Raw genomic sequence first — 21,011 nt, 5'->3', positions numbered from 1 at the left:
TGTTTGGCAAGTTCTAATAATCCTAACTTTGGTTTGATGATCTTTTCTTCTGTACTCATCTGACAAATCTAATTTAAGGGTTAAACTAATTTATTAAGATTGTCAGATTAAGTCTTAACTATTACACCTAAAGGTTCCCTTTTTATTATTTCTATGATAGAGCAACAAATTTCCTGAATCATATCCATAATTTTAAGTTTCTTCATTTAAAGCCACTCTTGAACAGTTTTGCGACCCGGGCCGCAAGTAGCCTCAATAGTTCCTAAACAGCCAGTAAACTCCCTTAAAACAAGTTGATTTTTATAATTAAACCAAATGGTATATGTGCTCAAGAATAGATAAATTTTATACTAGGATTTTTGTTCCAATTTTGCCCAAGTATCCCTCAAAGTAACGGTTCTGTTAAAAACCAATTTCTCGACGGTTGAATCAGTATCCACATTAAAGTACCCCAGGCGCTGAAACTGGAAACGATCACCAATCTTAGCTTCTTTCAAACTTGGTTCTAAATACCCGGTAACTTTCCTTAAAGAATCTGGATTAACAAAATCCATAAAATCTTTATCCTTATGTGTATCTGGTGAAGCGTCGGTGAAAAGGCGGTCGTACAATTTAACTTCCGCAGAAATTGCATGAGAAACTGAAACCCAATGTAAAGTTCCTTTTACCTTTCTCAAACTCTCTTCTGTACCACTTCCACTTTTACTTTTTGGGTCATAGGTACACTGCACCTCCGTTACATTTCCATTAGCGTCTTTGGTACAACTTTCTGCTTTTATGATATATCCATTTTTAAGACGTACCTCTCCTCCCAGCTTTAATCTAAAAAATTTGCGATTTGCCTCTTCTCTAAAATCTTCTTGTTCTATATAAAGTTCTCTTGAAAATGGAACTTTTCTATTACCAGCATTTTCATCTTCTGGATTATTCTCCGCATCCAACCACTCTTCCTTGCCTTCCTCATAATTTGTAATCACAATCTTTAAGGGATTCAACACGGCCATAACCCGCGGAGTAATTTTGTTCAAATGCTCACGAACATGAAATTCCAACAAAGAAACATCAACAATGTTTTCCCGCTTTGCGATTCCAATCGTATCAGCAAAATTCCGTATGGATTCTGGCGTATAGCCTCTTCTTCTCAAACCGGAAATTGTAGGCATCCTTGGGTCGTCCCAACCATCAACAACTTTGCTTTCAACCAATTGTAAAAGTTTTCGCTTGCTTACCACTGTATGGCTGAGGTTTCTTCTTGCGAACTCACGTTGCTTGGGACGTAGTTTGTTGGAATCTACCAATTGGTCCAAAAACCAGTTATATAACTCTCTATGCGGAAGAAACTCCAATGTACATAGGGAATGCGAGACTTGTTCAATATAATCACTCTCTCCGTGCGTCCAATCATACATAGGGTAAATACACCAATCGGTATTTGTACGGTGGTGAGGTTTGTGCAAAATTCTATACATAATAGGATCCCGCATCAACATATTGGATGACGCCATATCGATTTTAGCTCGAAGGACATGTGTCCCTTCATCAAAATCGCCGTTCTTCATACCTTCAAACAGCTCAAGGTTCTCCTCAATCGTACGATTCCTGAACGGACTCTCCGTGCCCGGTTCGGTAGGAGTACCCTTTTGCTGGGCCATTTCCTCTGAACTTTGACTATCAACATAGGCTTTTCCCTGTTTAACAAGTTCAACGGCCCAATTATAAAGTTGTTGAAAATAATCAGATGCAAAACACTCAGTATCCCATTCATATCCAAGCCAAGCCACATCTTTTTTTATGGCATCAACATACTCCTTTTCCTCCTTTGCAGGGTTGGTGTCATCAAATCTAAGGTTAACAGGTGCATTATAACGCAAACCTAAACCAAAATTCAAGCAAATAGAGCTTGCATGCCCAATGTGGAGATACCCATTTGGCTCCGGAGGAAACCTAAAACGAAGGTCACCATCTCCATAGCCGTTCGCTAAATCGTCCTCGACAATATGTTCAATAAAATTCAGAGATTTCTCTTCTTCACCCATAACCAAAATTTGAAGCGCAAAGGTAGTAAAACCAGTGTTTATAGTCGATGAATGGTTAAAGTGTATACAAAGAAGGCCATTTCACAACAGTTTTGGTGCCACCTACAACAATATCTTTCCCGAAGCTGAAAATAAAATCATATTTGTTATTGAATATTATATGAAATAGTCGGCCTTGAGACAGCCGAAGACAACTGAACAAATTTAAGGGGCGCAACGAGAGGGCATTATTGCCCATAACCTCTTAAAACTAACGCTGATGGAAAAAACTAGTTCATATAATCGAATAATTGCAAAGATAATTGCAATACTGTGTCTTGCTACAGGCATTCTAAGTGCCCAAGTTCTTGAAAAGCCAACTACGGTATGGACGGCAGCTTGTGCTTCTTCAGGTTTCAATTCATTTGATGTAAGTTTTAAATGGACCCTGCCCTTGGTAGACTCGGATAACGAGTTCGTTCTTGAGCTTTCAGACCAAGATGGAAATTTTGGCTCTCCAACCGAGCTAGCCCGCGTAGCAGATAAAAACAATGACTTTGACTTTGACTTTAACTTTTCAGTCCCAACTACCGTTCGGGGTGAAAACTACAAGCTAAGGGTCCGAAGTACAAGTCCTGCAAAAACAAGTCCAGCCACTGACGCATATCCGATGCACTATAATGATTTTGACACTCGTATTTTCTTCAGTCAAGACGGAAGTGGTGACATCCCTTCGGGAGGTGTTATTCAAGTGTGTGGCGGTGGGTCAGTTACCCTCTCACCACATAATGTTCCAAATGCGGATAGATATCAATATAACTGGTACAGAAGTGGAACCCTGCTTTCAGAAAAAAGTCATGAGCTTACAGTAAGCACTCCGGGAATGTACCTCGTAGAGTTGGATTTTGGGCCTATTTGTTCAGGTTTTGCAGATACTCTTTCATGGAATACCATAACGATTGAAACAGGTGCCAGCACAGGTATCGCCCTAAACGGTGCCGATGACGTTGGGCTTTGCGAAGGAGATTCACATACGCTTGAAGCAAATATCTCTGGAATGGGCCACACTTATACCTGGTACAAAGACGGGACTGTTGTGTCTGGCCCAACTGTTGACGAACATACTTTTAATATAAACACTTCGGCAACAGGTTTTGAGGGCTCATATGAAGTTGAAGTCGATGGTCCTTCTATATGTACAGAGCGTTCGGCTGCCGTCACCATAAGAAACCTGGGTAATTTTTCAGTTTCCAGAGAAAATGATGCCAACATTGTTCTGTTGCCTTCACAGACCAAAACCTTATCTGTATCCTCAACTGCAATAACTCCAACTTATCAATGGTATAAAGATGGTTCTGCAATCTCAGGTGAAACAAACAGTACTCTGGAAATAAGTGAAATTGGAGCCTATTTTGCAAGGGTAAACGAAACCGGAGGAGGCTGCTCAGGCGCACTTGTGGATTCCGAAAGTACAACTGTGGTCTCACCAGATTCCTTTGAGTTTGTAGTGGAATATGTCGGGGCCTACACATCCTGTCAAAATTCAGATGTAACCTTAAATCTAACAACAATAAATGCGGTTGGAAGTTCAGGTGCCAAAACCGATGTCACTTCAGATTTGGAATCTGCTTTCTCCTATCAATGGAAGCACGAAGGAAATACCCTGGCCGGAGAAACCTCCAAAACAATTACTATATCAGATTTCCTACAAAATGGATCATACACGCTGGAAGGAACGTTGGATAGTTTTAATGCCTCTTCAAACCAGTTATCTGTTTCATTAATTACAAATATCACTTTGGAAATTACAGCAAATGGAACGGTTTTATGTGATGGAGCCGACCCCATAGTCCTTAATAGTTCTGAAAGTTTGGATGGCCAAACTTTTGAATGGCTTAAAGATGGTACTGTCGTTGATACCTCTTCGGAAACGATAACAGCCACTGAAACGGGCGTTTATCAACTTATTATCAAAACCCATAATTGTCCGGTTATCTCTAACGAACTGACCATTAACGCTTTTGATGACTCACTATTGGTGTTGGACAAGCCTGAAGAATTAATAATCATAGAAGGGGAAACAGAAACGGTAACCGCAAGTGGTGCGGAATCATACCAATGGTTCGATGCCAACAACTCGCTTTTGGGCACACTGGATTCATATGACTTCCAACTAGAAGGTGAATATCTGTTGGTAGCAAACTTTGGTGATTGTACCGTAAATCGAGTGATTTCGGTAGCCTACAGAGACAATTTTGCGATTCCAAATGTCATTACAGTGAATGGGGATGGAATTAACGATCTATGGGTCTTGCCAAACACCTATTCCAGAAAAGATGATGTGTTGGTAACCATTTATGACGAAAGAGGCAAGGAAGTCTTTAGCCAACCTAATTATGAAAACAACTGGCCTCAATCAACAACATCATTCAACAAACAAAGTATGGTTTTCTATTACACTTTATCCAAAGCAGGAGAAAACCTAAAACAAGGAACTATAACGGTTATCAGATAAGCAAAATGCAAGCAAACAAACCCTTATACTTACTTCTTATACTCACGCTGCTAGCTTTTACAGGGTTAAAAGGTCAGGAAGAAAATCCTTTCGTTGCCTATAATGTTCCATCCCAAAACTTGGTGAAGTTCAATAGGTTCCTTTTAAACCCAACATTTTCAACAGTAAGGGAGGACAAGTCCTATATAAATCTTTTTCACAGAAACCAATCGGTATCTTTTGATGATAACAATCAGGTTTATTTTCTGAGTTATAGTGGAAGAATAGGAGACAGAAGTGGTGTTGGTTTAAGTTTGTTCACAAATCGAGAGGGTCTTTTCAACAACTTCGGTGTTCATGCCAATTATGCCTACGGTATCCGGTTAAGTCAAAAGAGTAATTTCACTTTTGGTGCCAACTTTTCATACTACCAAAGCGCTTTCAATCAAAATAGGGCAAACGCCGTGGATGTGGATCCATTTTTGAATAGTTTGGAAAGCAGCTCTTTAGTGACTTTTCAGCCTGGTTTCAATCTTTCCTTCGGAAATTTTGACATCGGTGGATATGCAGAAAACTTATTCGATTATAACCTAAAAACCAGTGAATCTGTAACTGATTTTAGCGAGAAAACCTATTCTGGACACCTACAATATACCCATCAGTTTAAAAATGGCTCCGGGATTCTAGAAAGTGCCAGATTAATGCCTCTAGCCCGAGTACGCAAAACAGGTGACGAAACCCCTACTTTAGCGGGAAATCTTATTCTAGATCTTCCGAAGCTAGGGTGGTTGCAAGCAGGATATGATGACTTTTATGGAGCTTCCGCTGGATTGGGGTTCAATCTTAACAAAAATCTTTCCGTTGGTTATACCGTTGAAAAAGGTCTGACCAACAATTTTGAAAACTTCGGATTGAGTCATGAAGTCTCCCTAGCATACTCGTTTACACCTAACCTTACAGAAGATCGCGTACTGTTGGAAGATGATACAGAAGACTTGGTACAGGCCGATTCCATACCTCAAGAAAATCTGAGCTTGACGGAAAAAGACCTTGAAATCAAACGATTAAGAGATAAGCTAGCTGAAAACGATGCCATTTTAGATGAACTTTTATTGCGTCAAGATTCCATTGAAGTAGCTCGCCGAAGTGATCTTGAGAGACGATTTGAAATGGTCATGAAAATGGTTCGTCGTGAGACCCAAGGGCAAATGCCACAATTGGAGAAAAGAGCTGAAGATGTCTATTTCGCCAATATGGACAGCGCTGATATTATCACCAAAAAACCTGTTCGAAATGTAGCAAACCATGGTTTGTCTAACACCACTGCCTCCAAAAAGGTAATACGCTTAAATGAGGCTAAAACTGCTATTGCCAAAAGCTCACCCTCTGTTAAACGAGATAAGACCACGCGTAAATACAATAGGAAAACTAGAAGGAAGTTCAGGTCATACTCCATTCCTAATGTAGAAAGTGGCCACTATTTAATTGCCAATGTCTTTAAAGACCCAAACAATGCAACAGCATTTTTGGACAAACTACAGGCTCAAGGGGTAAAGGGGGGCTTCTTTATCAATCCGAAAAACGGACTTAACTACGTCTACCTAAAAGGGTACAACAATAAAAAGGAAGCAGTTGCTGCCTATCATTCAAAACTTGATGGAACCTATAATGGAGATGCTTGGATCATGAACGTAAATGGCATTGAAAGTGGTGGCGGAAGCCCTTTGCTTGTCGCTGTTGCAAACAAATCCAAGTCCAAATATGACGACAACATCTTACAGAAGAATGTAAGTCCGACAAAAGGAAATCTTGCCAAGGTATCCTATTCAACATATAAAATTAATGGATTGGGTTCTGGGTTTTACATCATAGCCAATGTATTCAAAAGCGCATCGAATGCAAGAAGATTTGTAAAAGAATTGAATGCCAAAGGATTGAATGCCAGCTATTTTATAAATCCAGAAAACAACTACAGGTATGTGTACCTCAAGAAACACGATACCTGGAACAATGCATTAACCTCATACTATTCCAAACTAAACGCTTCGTATGATGACGAAATGTGGATCATGCGCGTTAAACCAAACTCCAATAGTTAAAATGACCAATCACTTTCTTAAAACAGTCTTATGCCTTATGGGCATCTGGTTTATTGGCTTAAAGGGGCAAGCCCAGGAAGTGCCTTTTACACCAAGACTTTCAGATAACGGGAATACCTATTTAAATATTAAAGGGGACTATACCTTCCTATCCAACAGTGTTATGAACAGGGTTTTCTCTGATGGGTCAGGAGTAAATACACCTTATAACGGTAATGGCAGTAACAATGGACTTCATGTTGAATATGTCGACATTGATTCTGACCCCACCACCTTCAACTCTAGTAGTTCCACGCTTTCAGTCCCTGCCTGTTCCCAAATCTATTGGGCCGGTCTATATTGGGCTGGAAATTATGATGTAGAAAGGGATGGAGACCATAGGAGTAGATATGTCCATACCTACACAGATGACAGTAATCACTATGACGTAACCTCGGTCAAATTCCGAGTTCCTGGTGGAAGTTATATTGACCTCACCGCAGACAATAATCCTGACCCAGCAGGTGAGGAAGACGACATAATTGTAGATGGGTATAACGTCCTTCCAAATGATCCCTATGTCTGTTTTAAAAACGTAACAAACCAATTACGGGCCCTTGCTGACCCTAATGGTGAATATTTTGTTGCAAACGTAAGGGGAACAAGGGGGGCAACCAGTTATGGTGCCGCCGGTTGGACTTTGGTGGTAATCTATGAAAACCCAACTTTACCAGGTAAATACATCTCCGTTTTTGATGGTTACGAAGGAATCACAACACATTCCGGAAACAATACAGCGGACATAACGGTCTCTGGTTTTAATACCATTCCCGTTGGTCCTGTTAATGCCCGAATTGGTGTAAGTACCCTTGAGGGGGAGACTTCTTTATCCGGAGATACCTTTGGAATCGTTTCTAACAGCAGCTCTACCTTTACTCCTATTTCGGATTCGGCAAACCCAAGCAACAACTTTTTTAACTCAACCATAAGTGAAGATGGTGCCAATGTTACTACAAGAAACATCAATAGTACAAATGCAATTGGTTTTGATTCCGATGTGTTTGATCTAAATAACCCTAGTAACAGTATTATCGATAATGGCGATACCAGTGCAACACTTCGACTAGGTACAAGTGGTGATTGGTTTGCTTCATTTCTAGTTACTTTCGGTGTGGAAATCATTGAACCTTCCATTGTCCTTGAAAAGAAAGTTGAGGATATCGGAGGAAACGATATTACCGGTCAAGGGGTAAACCTTGGTCAAGTACTGGACTATGTGCTTTCCTTTGTAAACACAGGAAATGATGATGCCGTCAATTACACCATTCGCGATATACTCCCTGTAAATGTTACTTTGGACGAGACGGTAATGACCTTACCTCCGGGTGTGACATATACTTACACTCCAGCTACAAGAGAGGTGGTATTTGACATTCCGGACAACTTGGTGGAAGAAGGAGATCCTATTTCCGAAATTCGGATTCGTGTACAAGTCGCACAAAATTGTTTTGATTTTATCGATGCTTGTACCGACATTATTGAAAACTTAGCTTATTCAACATACGAAGGTGACATCAATGCCAACCAAATTAGTGATGACCCCAGTGTTTCCGATTTTGACGACTGTGGGTTTACAACACCAGGAGCTACAAACTTTTTATTGGATGATCTAGAAAATTGCGACTTTTCAAGAACTGTTCAACTTTGCGGTGCCGATGTTATATTGGACGCTGGAGACAATTTCGATGCCTATATCTGGTATTTGGACAACAACGCAAACCAAGTTATTGATGCTGGAGACACAGTGCTTAATGACGGAGACCCGGATAGCGACCCGAGTACTTTGTTGGTACGTGATATAGGAATTTATATTGTAGACAAACAAGTTGCCGATCCATGTAAGGGCTTTCAGGAAATCATAACAGTTGAACTCTCTGGAACAACACAATCCAACCCGATCACTGCCTTGATCAACGATACTTCCAACACGGTTGAGGGGGAAATCTTAACGTGTCCCAACGACGGTAGTGAGCTTCCACAAATCTTTTTGTGTGGTTTGAACGATACTGAACTGATTCAAATAAACATTCCTGATGCAAATAGCATTGTTTGGGAACAATTGGATGAAACAAGTTGTGCCGCGGCCACTCCAGATTGTCCGAATATAAACAACTCATGTACTTGGAACACCGTAGATACTGGAGGTGATTTCTTAGCCTCGGATGCAGGTCAATATCGTGTAGTGATCAACTATTTGAATGGATGCTTCAGTCGTTTTTATTTCAATGTTTTTAAGAATCCATTAAATCCACAATATACTTCAAGGGACATTATTTGTAATACCGATGGGAACATCACCGTTACCAATATGCCTTTAGATTACGAATATCGATTGATAGACCAAACTTCTGGAAACGAACTTGTTGCATACAATTCTAATCCAAGTTTTGACATCACCACAAATGGAGCTTACACTGTGGAAATGAGACAACAAGGCGTAACCGATGGTTGTGTTTTTGTGTTGGATAACATCGGTATTCTTACTCGTGACTTTCAAGTTGATGTAACCACCAGAGATACAGATTGTAATGGTCTTGGGGAAATTGCTATTTCTGTTTTAAATGTAGAACCACAATATTATTATGAAATCTCCCAAGGAGGAACCGTTGTTGATACTTTTGGACCAACAACAGATAATAACTACACCTTTGAAAACCTTAATGATGGTGTTTATGATGTTGAGGTTACTACCGATGACGGATGTCTGCACAATGAGCAAGTAACAATTAATGATGTTACAGATTTGGCCCTTACGGCCATTACCACAAAAAATATTGATTGTGTAGATGGAATAATTACCGTCACGGGAACCGGTGGATTTCCAAATCCAGATTATAACTATGCTATTTGGAGCTACAATGGGGCTGATTTGTATGCCAGTGTTGGTGATATTCCTGCCGGTGCCTACCAAGTCACCAACCAGTTTACCTTTACCAATGGAGAAGAAGGAGATTATGAGTTTATAGTGGTGGATGGTAATAATTGTTCATTTGTTTCAAACAGTGTTTCAATTGTTGTTGCTTCTTCAGTAGAATACACTACATCATTTACTGACGAAACTTGTTTTGGTATTGCTGATGGTACATTTACCGTAAATGTCACAAACTCCAACGGATACAGCTTATCTTACACGTTAACCTATCCGGACACCTCTACTGCAGCAAACACCTCTGGCTCATTTACTGGGTTGCCACAGGGGTCCTATTCGTTAGATATTACTCAAACCCAAGGAGCAATATCCTGTGATTTTACAGAGACATTTACAATTGGTGGACCAACATCAGGAGTAAGTGGAGATGCCATACTGATTCAAGACTATACATGTTTGCAAAACGGAATCATTGAAGCGCAAAATGTAGTGGGTGGAACCGCTCCTTACGAATATAGTATTGATGGTGTGAATTTTGTGAATGGTGTAGGAGCCGAACGTTTCTCCAACCTAACCAATGGAGATTACAATATTACCATTAGAGATGCCAACAACTGTACTTTCGTAACCAATACAATAACATTAGATCCGCTAAATCCACCATCGGACTTAACCTTTTCTGCTACGACCCCAAATTGTCCTGCATTGACGTCAGATGTTACCGTAACAGTGGTAGATGGAAACACTCCATTTGTATTCGAAATTATAGCTCCAGCTCCTGTAGCTGCTACTTCAACTACCGGTGGTTCTGCTGATTTTGATGGACTCAACCCTGGAACCTATACCTTTAGAGTAACAGACGATAAAGGATGTACCTACGACGAATCCTTCACCATAAGTCCTGTTTCACAAATCAATGTCTCCGGCGGTTTGGTCAGCAATATTTCTTGTTTGGGAAGCAACGATGGAGAAATCTCTTTTACTGTTGCCGATTTCAACACAGATTATGATTATTCGGTAACCGGGCCTGCCAACTTTAACGGAAACAATCAAACAGCTGCAACAATCCCATTGGCCGGTCTGGCTGATGGAACTTATACAATTATTGTAACCGACAACTTAACCAATTGTACGGCTACAACAGATGTAACTGTTAACGCGCCAGCTGCCGCTTTGACAATAAGTGCTGCAGAAACACAACCCACATGTATTATAGATGGAAGTGTCATATTGACTTCAACCGGTGGGTGGGGAGGCAACACCTTTACATTGACCAATCCTGATGCAACCACTTTTGGAACAAATAGCACAGGGTCTTTTACAGGGTTGACACAAACAGGAACCTATAACGCAACAGTAACCGATGCGAATGGTTGCGCCATAGGCACAACATTCACACTAAATGCTGCGGTTCCTCCTGTACTTGCCATAGTCCCAAATGATACTTGTTTTGACGATGCCGTCGGTCTAACCCTTACGGCAAATGTAACTTCAGGTGGTGACGGTAACTTTGAATACAGCCTCAATGGAGGTGCCTTCGGAACGAATAATGTTTTCGCCGGATTAACTTCTGGAACTTATACCATAGATGTTAGGGATGGTAACAACTGTACAGATTCTGCATCCATAACTATAAATCCAGAGTTATCCGTAATTGCATCGGCTCCCAACATTACAGCATGTACAACGAGCACAAATGTTAATATCACTGCCGCCGGCGGTGATGGAAGTTATGTTTATGCCATTGTAGCGGACGGGGTGACTCCTGTTCCCGGTAATTTTGCCACTACCAATCCCGTCAACGTGACTGGGGCCGGAGACTATGATGTTTATGTCCGAGACAACAACGGTGGGGCAGGTTATTGTGAAGCTTCATATGACTTAACCATTGTTCAAGACACAGCATTATCACTCTCAATTGCGGATACAGGAATTCTATGTAGTGGAGAGGCCCAAGCAACCATTACCATTACTGCTTCTGGCGGTGAAGCTCCCTATCAGTACAGTATCAACAACGGTGTTACATACCAAGCCTCAAACACCTTTGTAAATCAACTCGCAGGCAGTTATAACATCAGGGTCCGTGATGCCAACAATTGTGATATTTCACAAATCTACACCATTACCGAACCCTTAACTTTGTCCGCATCTGCCGCGGTTACTCAACTTGCGGAATGTAACCCAGGAATTGGTGCTGAAGTAAGAATTACAAATGCAATCGGTGGTACAGCTCCATATGAATATAGCTTTGATGGAGGGACTAACTATGCCGTTACGCCTATTGGATATTTATTGCCAGGAACTCACACTGTTTTTATTAGAGACGCTAATAATTGTACGTTCCCAATGAATGTAACCATTGACCCTGAGCCTACACCTCCTGGCATCACAACAGCTATCGACTACGAATGTGATGGCGAGGGCACAGTAACCGTTACTCCAGATACCGCAACTTTTGATTACACCTACGCAATTGATGGAAACGCTCCAACTGCCTCAAACGTGTTTAACAACGTCTCGGTTGGAAGCCATACCATTACAGTAAATTATACTAGCAATGTTGCGCCAACACCAAGTGTTATCTTGTTAGAAAACTTTGGAACAGGGCCAAATACGAGCATCACAGAAATTGATGGAGATTACTATTGTTATGAGCCTCAAGATGGCAGTGCAACCGCATGTAGTCCATTGAATGGCAGAACAAGTAATTCTGCAAACGGGCAGATAAACGATTTGGAATATTCTGTTACTCAGGCCGTAGCGAATCCTTTTGGAACATGGAGAAGCCCCAATGATGCTTCATTAACCCCAAATGGACGATTTTTAGCAGTTAATGTTGGAGACCCCGGTGTAAACACCATTGTTTATGCTAAAAGAAATATTGAGGTAGTACCAAATTTAGATATTGAAGTTTCTCTCGCAGTTTTCAATCTGTTAAGGCAAGGAACATCTGGTTTAGACCCCGATATTCTAGTAGAATTGGTAGATGGTTCAAATGCAGTAATTGCAAGTGCAACCACAGGTATAATTCCAAAAAACACTGGTGCCAATGACTGGTATCGCCCTCCTCCAATTTCATTGAACCCCGGAGCTAATACCAATATTGACATCGTAATAAGAACCATTGCGTCAGGAAATAATGGTAACGATATTGCCATAGATGACATTCAGGCTTTACAATATCCTGAGGTTTGTTCAGGCTCACTTACCGTTGATGTTAATATTGAAGATGGACATGCGTTTGATGCTGCAATAACTGCTTTTTCAGACATTTCATGTAATGCCGGAAACGATGGGTCCATAACTTTTGATGCTGAAAATTTTGATTCTGGAAGTGGATTTATTTATCAAGTTAATGGAGGTGGTTTTTCTGCCCCCCAGACGGCTAGCCCAATTACGTTAAACAATCTTACTGCAGGAAATTATGTCATAGAGGTACAAGATGTAAGAGACGCAGCTTGTTCGATTACCTTAAACCAAACCCTGTCCGAGCCTAACGCTCTGGTTGCCACTGCTTCAATCACTTCAGTGATGACCTGTACCAATGGGGGTGCAACCATTACCGCTTCTGCAACGGACGGAACACCGGCCTATGAATATCAATTGGAAGATGGAGTAGGTGGTATTATCGCTGGTTTTGATTATGCTACAAATGGAAACAACACAATCTTCTCAGGGCTTACTGCTGGTGATTATGTGGTTCGCGCGAGGGATGCCAATCTTTGTGAAGATGCCATTGATGTTGCTTTGACTGTGGTTGCCCCAGCAACGTTGGCCTTTACTTCAACTCCAACTGCATGTTATAGTGGTAATAATGATGGCACAATTCAAGTCGATGTTACCGGAGGTAATGGTGACTATCAGTTCAGTTTAAATGGTGGAGCTTGGATTACTCCGACTCCCGCAACTGCAACAACACATACTTTTGTTGGTTTAGCAGCAGGAAACTATACCATAAATGTAAGGGATGGTTTTGGTTGTGTCGGTACGCTGCAACCTGTCGATATAATAGATGCTCTTGTTGCTACCGTAGACGTTGTTGATATCAGTACATGTGCTGATGGAAGCATTACCGTAACCGCTTCTGGTGGTGTTCCAAACTTAGAATATGCCTTTGTTCCAACAACCACAAGCCCAACGGGTCTGTTCTCCACAACTAATACTTTTGCCGTAACGACCGGAAACGACGGAGACTACGATGTTTATGTTCGAGATAATTCAGCTACTTCTCCCTACTGTGAGTATGTAGAAACCGTGACAGTAAATCCGGCGACTCCGTTGACCGTTACAAACACTCCAACAGATCCTTTATGTCATGATGGAACAGGTTCGATTCAGGTTGATATCACATCAGGAATAAGTCCCTTTACCATTCAAATTATTGATTTGGATAATGGAGGAGCAGGTAATTCGACAGACACCAATGTTCTTGTTACAAGCAGAACGTATTATAATCTAATACCTGGTGATTACACCATTAATGTTACCGATGCTACAGGTTGCGTTGTGTCAGAGACCCCTGTAAACATTGCTAATCCTGATGAGCTTACCGCAATCATTTCTGGTAGAACAGCGGCTGATTGTACCGGCCCTCCAAGTGAATTTGGGTTTGATTTTACAGGATACCCAACAACTTTAGGGACTATTGAGTTTAGTGCTGATGGAGGTGCAACCTGGATTGGTGATAACAGCATTCCAGGAACCACCGATGTTCTTACGGGATACAATTCTGGCGATATTGTAAACCCGTCCATGAGAACAGTAGATGGTTTAGGCAATACTGTATGTCAAACAGATTTTCCTCCATTTATCATTCCTTATCCTTTGGATGATTTGGACATTACCATCTCTGCTTTGGTTGTAAATTGTAACGAGCTGCAGGTGACTGTTCAAGGTTCGCAAGGTGCTCCTGGATATGAATATGCTTATTCCGATGATCCAGCCAACTTTAATCCAGCTGCAGCTACTTGGTTTGCTGGTGGAAGTTTTGACAATCTTGGAAATCCTGTTACCCCAGGACATGGCGAATACATCTGGACAGGTTTGGTTCCTGGAAGGACATATGTTTTCTATGTAAGGGATAGCGGAGGATGCGTTAGACAGAGTAGTGTCAATGTGAATGACCTGATAACCGTTCCTTTGGAAATCACTTCTTCAATAACACCATCTTGTAATGGTTCAAACAACGGAAGTATCACCTATACGGTTACCGATAATCAAGCTCCTTTTGGACCACAATTTAGATGGACTGTTTATGATATGACCTCTGGCTCCCCTGTTTCAGTCGCAAACAGTGGAGGAAACGTGCCGTATTCCTCTCCCCAGAATGTTACTGTAAATGGGCTTGGTGCAGGAAATTATTTCATCGAAGTTGTTGAGGTGGATGCCTTAAACGTCGATAGTTGTGTTGGAGCAACGGAAAATGAACTGTTGGAGGAATTAGATCCATTAACAGGTACTCCGGTTGTATTACAGAATATTAGCTGTGATACTCCTGGTCTTATCCAAGTTCAAAATCCCCTTGGAGGTGGTGGAACCTATACCTATACGGTAACTGGCCCCGCTCCATTTGTGACCATTACCTCAACCTCTGACAACCCCATTGAGATACCTGCGAATTCTCCCGCTGGAAACTATCATGTTACTATGGAAGATCAGTACAGTTGTTCAGCGCCACTTGGTAATGTTGCTCTGACATTGACGCCTAACCCAACAATCGATGCAATCGCTGTTGACAATTGTAGCGATCCATCAACTGTAACCATTACTGCGTCTAGTGGAGCAGCCCAGATATTCTATTCTCTGGATGGTGGTACCACCTATTTGGATAATAGTGGTGTTTTCAACAACATCTCTGCAGGTACATACAATATTGCCATTTTAGATAGTAATGGATGTTCAGATACAAGCACCGTAACCGTGCATCCTGTTTTGCAGGCCACAGCGACCTTGACAAAGCTTTTGGATTGCTCCGTAAGTCCAGATGCAGAAATTACCATAGAAATTCTTTCAGGATCTGGTGATAATCTTGGATTTGCTGGTAGTTATGATTATGAAATCGCAGATGGTTCAGGAACAGTTGTCGCTAGAACTGTGCTGCCTAGCAATTCATTTGTGTTCAGCACAACTACGGTAGAAAACTATACCATAACAGTTTATGACAACAACACAACTGGACCAACATGCTCCAGAGTGTTCAATATTGCAGTTCCAGCTGCAATTATGCCATCATTTAGCGTAGCGTCCTTCACCAATGTGACCTGTAATGGCACAGATGATGGAACCATCAATGTAAGTGCCGTCGATAATGGTACTGGACCATATACCTTTGAGATTATCTCAGCTACGGGTGGTTCGGCTACTTTCCCTATTGCTCCGACCTCAAGCAATGCAACAACTGCATCCTTTACCGGACTTGAAGGTTTAGCTGCCGGTATTACTTATACCATTGAAGTAACCGCAGCCAATGGTTGTACTTCAACACAAACTCAGGCTATAACGCAGCCAGACGTGTTGGCCAATATCAACACAAGTGTTGTTGAGTTTGGATGTACTTCAGGAAACAATATGAATAATGCTTCAATAACCGTTCAACCTGGAATTACAGGAGGGTCTGGAACGTATGTAACATATGAATTCATAGAAGAAGACGATCCAAATACAGTTCCTGTTGAGGCCCCTGTTGTTGTTCAATCAGGAAACAATCCAACATTTATTGAAACCGATACTGCTGGAGGCGTGTACACCATCAACGTTTATGACGATAACGGTTGTGTGGGAACAACAACTGCTACAATTAATCCATTTGATGAATTGCAGTCCACAAGTATTGCCATTGATGCTGCGGCAACTTGTGTTACCGGAGAGAACATCACTATCACAGCAACAGGTTCATTGACCAACTCAACGACTACTCCGGCCAATTATGAGTTTAGATTGTTGCCTAATGCTTTCCAGCCATCAGGAAGCTTTACTGGTTTGGCGATTGGGCCTCATAATTTCGAAATACGAAATACAGTAACCGGTTGTGTCATTACAACAACGCACATCGTTGTTGACCCCGAGGTGTTGGATTTGGATGTAGTAAGCACTAGCAACATCACTTGTTTTGGCGACTCAGATGGTTCTGTTGACCTAAATCTTGTTGATGCTGGAAGTGTAACCTATCCAAGCGCTACAACTTATACCCTCTATTACGATATTAACAACACACCAGGAAATCTAGCAGATGATGTCACTTCTGCTGGTGGTGATGCTGATGGAAGTTTTACAATAAGCGGATTGGCTGCCGGAAACTACTATGTTGAGGTAACTGATACCAACCCTCCAGGTTTTGCATGTACATATGGTGAAGCATTCACTATTGCCGGGCCTAATGTTGGAATTTCTGCCAATACTCAAGTCACACAAGTGACCTGTGCTTTAAACGATGGTGTTATAGAGGTTATCAACGCTGCTGGCGGATGGGGTGGTTACACCTATTTTGTTGATCTAGTGTCTAATCCTGCACCTGTTTTCCCAGGAAGTTACCAAGCTTCACCACAATTTACAGGGCTTGCTGGTGGACCTGGAGCTGGCACTGACTATCAAGTTTGGGTAGCAGATACTAATGGATGTGAATTCCAATTACCTAATGTAAATCTTGTAGACCCAACAGGTATTACCGCTACCGAATTACGTATCAATCAGGACAACTGTACTGCGCTTCAAGGTGAAATAGAAGTGGTTGGAACCGCTGGTGGTCAAGGAAGCAATTACACCTATCAATTGATTAGAGGTGGAAGCAACGTAGGCTCTCCTCAAACTAGCCCCATCTTCTCTGGATTGGGCGCTGGTTCTTATCAGGTGTTGATTGCTGATCAGTGGTCTTGTACCACTACTATTGGTCCAGTTGTTCTACTCGATGAAATGGTGGCTACCGCAACTGTGGTGAAACCAATAGATTGTACTATTGATCCTGGTGGGCATATTACCATTACTGTTAATGGTGGTTCTGCCAACCTAACCTATAGTGTATTGTTCCCTGATGCTGTCACAACAGCCAATAACGCAACAGGAATATTTACAGGACTGACTCAGCCAGGAACCTACACTTTTACGGTTACTGATGGAGACACAGTTACTCCTTGTACCGTGATAATTACACAGGATTTAGATGACAAAGTTGACCCTGTTATCTCCAATGTTGCTATGGACCCCGTAAGTTGTAATGGAGGTTCCGATGGTGTTCTTACTGTAGAATTGGACGCTGCTACGGCCGTTAATCCAGTTTACAACTATGAACTTTATGAAATGGCTAACCTGGCTGTGCCTTACAGAGCTGCGCAGACAAGCAACATTTTCGACAACTTGCCTCAAGGCGATTATAGAGTGAGGGTAATTTCTGCAAGGTCTTGCGAAGGCTTCTTTGATCAAACGGTAACAGAACCTACTGCGTTGAATGTTTCCGCAACGGCTACACCATTTGCTTGTAATGCAAACAATACGGTGAACACCTCTACCATAACGGTAACTGCCACAAATGGAACTGCTCCTTATTTGTATAGTATTGACAATGTTAATTTCCAAACATCAAATACTTTTGATATTGTTGATACCGGAGCGACACAGAATATAACTGTTTATGTTACGGATGGTAATTCATGTCCTCAAACAGTAGCTCTTCCACCGATTCAACCAATCAATACATTTACTGCTATTGTTACACAAAACGCTGCTATCAGTTGTGCCAATCCAGAAGAAGTGTTGATTACGGTGACCGACGATGGGAATCCTACAAATACATACACATTTGAGTTATTGCCGGTAGGTAATCCATCAGGTGGTTTGACCTCCACTCCAACGCCAACCACGGCCACCTTTGATTTGACAGCTCCAGGAAGCTACACCTTTAGAGTGACTGATAACACTACTGGCTGTTATGTTGATACTGCCCCTCATAACATCGCTCCTTATGATATAATTGATGTTGTGGCAACTCCTACTGCCCCTGCTATTTGTTTTGGAGATACAAACGGAGCAATGGAAATCAATATCACAGGCTATACAGGAACTTATAACTATCAGGTTTTTGATAGTTCAAACAATCCGATAGGTCCTCTAGTTAACACAAATACCAGTGTTAATCCACGACCAATTACAGGGCTTTCAGGAGGAAATTACTATGTAAGGGTTACACAAACTGGAAATCCTCTCTGTACAGAAGATTCCAACACAATTACCATCGCTTCTCCAGATATGATGCTAAATGCGACTCCTGTTCAAGTGGCCGATGTAACCTGTACTAATGATCAAGGTGAAATCGAGGTATCACCGACTGGAGGATTTGCTCCTTATGATATTCAATTGACCAACACCACAACAGGACAAATATATAATGCTACCGATGTAGTTAGTTTTGTATTCTCAGGACTGTCTGCAGGTTCCTTTGATATAGAAATTATTGACGATGCCGGATGCCGGATAACTCCTGCTGTACCACCTTTAGTTGCGCCAATTCCAATTACCGCCGACATAGATGCCACCCCAACAACCCTAGTTTGTTATGGAGACACTAATGCCACGGTATCTGCAATCAACGTGTTGAACGGAGAGGGTGTGTACCAATATCAATTGAACGTATACGATGCTACCGGAACAACTATTGTTTCCACTAGCGGTGCACAAAGCAGTCAAACATTTGACAATCTTGGTGCTGGAATCTACAGTATTACAGTTTCTGATGGATGGTCATGCGGCACAGAAACCGTGCAGGTTACCATTTCAGAGCCAACAGAAGTACAGGCCAACCTTATACAATTAACTCAACTTACCTGTACGAACCCTGCTCAAATTGAACTTACCGCTTCAGGAGGAACAGGACCATATGAATATAGTACAGATGGCATTTCCTATACATCCATGTCAGGCGGTAATACACATGTATTCCCCGTTCCCGCTGGACCGTATCAGTATTATGTCAGGGATAATTTTGGTTGTGAAGCTACCATATCTAACCAAGTCACCGTTGACCCTATTGTTCCTTTGGATGTTATTATTGATGATAGCGCTGCATTTATCAATTGTACAGGAGAAGCTTCTGCAACTATTTATGCCACGGCAATAGGAGGGTTGGGCAATTATTCCTACGAATTATTCTCTGATCCTGGTTTGACCACTTCTGTAGCTGGTCCACAAACCAATGGTGAATTCAATGGTTTGGTTGCCGGAGACTATTATGTGCATGTGACCAGTATGGATTGCGATGTGACCAGTGCTCTTATTCCAATTGTTGACCCTCTTCCTTTACAGGTAGATACAGCCGAATTTACAGATGTCACCTGTGAAGGTCAAAATAATGGTACCATTACCGTTGAGGTTTCTGGAGGTACTGGTGAAATTCTATACGCTATTACACCAAATCTGAACCTGTTCGATACGGAAAACCACTTTACCGATTTAGCCCCAGGAATATATGATGTAATCGCTCAGGATAGAAATGGATGTTTCGAAGTATTCCAGTTCGAAATTGAACAACCTACTGCTGTTCAGGCTCAAGCTATAAACATATTACATGAAGTTTGTTTTGGTAGTGAAGATGGTTCTTTCGAATTGGACATTACTGGTGGAACAGCCCCATATTCAACAGCTTTAAATTCCAATGCAGCTGCAGATTTTGTTCAGGATCAAGTATTGTTCCAGAATTTACCAGCTGGTACGCATGTAGCATTTATAAGAGATGCCCAAGGTTGTGAAACCAATGTGTTTGTTGAAATCAACCCAGGTGTCAACCTTAATGCTACGGTAACACCAGTTTATGAATGTGATGGTGATTTGCCTACAAACCGGTTGGATATTGTATTTGAAGATCAAACTGTGGTAGCGGATGTGCTCTACGGTCTTGACACTACAGATCCTGCAATGATGCAATTGACCCCAGATTTCACAAACATCGCTCCAGGTCATCATAGTCTGACCATTCTGCACTCAAATGGATGTCCTAACACTATTGACTTCAATATCATAGGTTTTGAACCATTGTCCCTAGTGTTGGAAAATAGCAACATCAATGAAATTACTGCCCATGTAACCGGAGGATTAGAAGACTATACCATCTTCTTTGATGATGTAAACAATGGAACTGACAACACCTATATCATTAATAGAACTGACACTTATGTCGTAAGAGTTGTTGATCAAAATGGATGTGAGGTTGTTGCAGAAATAGAAATGGAATTCATTGATATTGAAATTCCACCTTTCTTCACTCCAGATGGTGATGGGCGCAATGATACTTGGCTACCAGACAATCTGGAGGCCTTCCCAAATGTACTAATGATCATTTTTGATCGTTATGGTAGAGAGCTCTATCGCATGGGATATGGCGATGCTGGTTGGGATGGAATTTATAACAACAGCGAGCTTCCTACAGGAGATTATTGGTACATCATAAAACTCCAAGGTGAAAATGATGACCGAGAAATGGTAGGACATTTTACCCTATATCGACAATGACA

The 21,011-nt window shown here is 41.5% G+C and carries 4 protein-coding genes; 3 read left to right on the top strand and 1 reads right to left on the bottom strand.

Annotation, left to right across the window (positions count from 1 at the left end; translation table 11 throughout):
• Positions 1-350 precede the first annotated feature (350 nt).
• Positions 351-2,036 carry a glutamine--tRNA ligase/YqeY domain fusion protein gene (locus E4661_RS16260; RefSeq protein WP_136468518.1) on the bottom strand — a complete coding sequence of 562 codons (1,686 nt, stop codon included), beginning with the start codon at positions 2,034-2,036 and terminating at the stop codon, positions 351-353.
• A 259-nt stretch (positions 2,037-2,295) separates the two neighbouring features.
• On the opposite strand from E4661_RS16260, the gene E4661_RS16255 reads away from it, so the two are divergent.
• The 3 genes from E4661_RS16255 to E4661_RS16245 are packed head-to-tail and all read left to right on the top strand — an operon-like array spanning position 2,296 to position 21,009.
• On the top strand, positions 2,296-4,530 hold the full coding sequence (locus E4661_RS16255; protein ID WP_136468517.1) for a T9SS type B sorting domain-containing protein: 2,235 nt from the start codon (positions 2,296-2,298) through the stop codon (positions 4,528-4,530).
• A 5-nt stretch (positions 4,531-4,535) separates the two neighbouring features.
• Complete coding sequence (locus E4661_RS16250; RefSeq protein ID WP_136468516.1) at positions 4,536-6,608, top strand: PorP/SprF family type IX secretion system membrane protein; 2,073 nt, start codon at positions 4,536-4,538, stop codon at positions 6,606-6,608.
• Positions 6,609-6,645: 37 nt separating this feature from the next.
• Positions 6,646-21,009, top strand: coding sequence for a T9SS type B sorting domain-containing protein (locus tag E4661_RS16245; RefSeq protein ID WP_136468515.1), 14,364 nt, complete (start codon positions 6,646-6,648; stop codon positions 21,007-21,009).
• The last annotated feature ends 2 nt before the right edge of the window (positions 21,010-21,011 follow it).

Origin of the sequence: Flagellimonas onchidii, assembly GCF_004804315.1 — a bacterium.
In the GTDB taxonomy this organism is placed as follows: Bacteria; Bacteroidota; Bacteroidia; order Flavobacteriales; family Flavobacteriaceae; genus Flagellimonas; species Flagellimonas onchidii.
The sequence above is the reverse complement of the archived record's forward strand: the minus strand, read 5'-3'. Positions and strand labels throughout refer to the sequence as shown.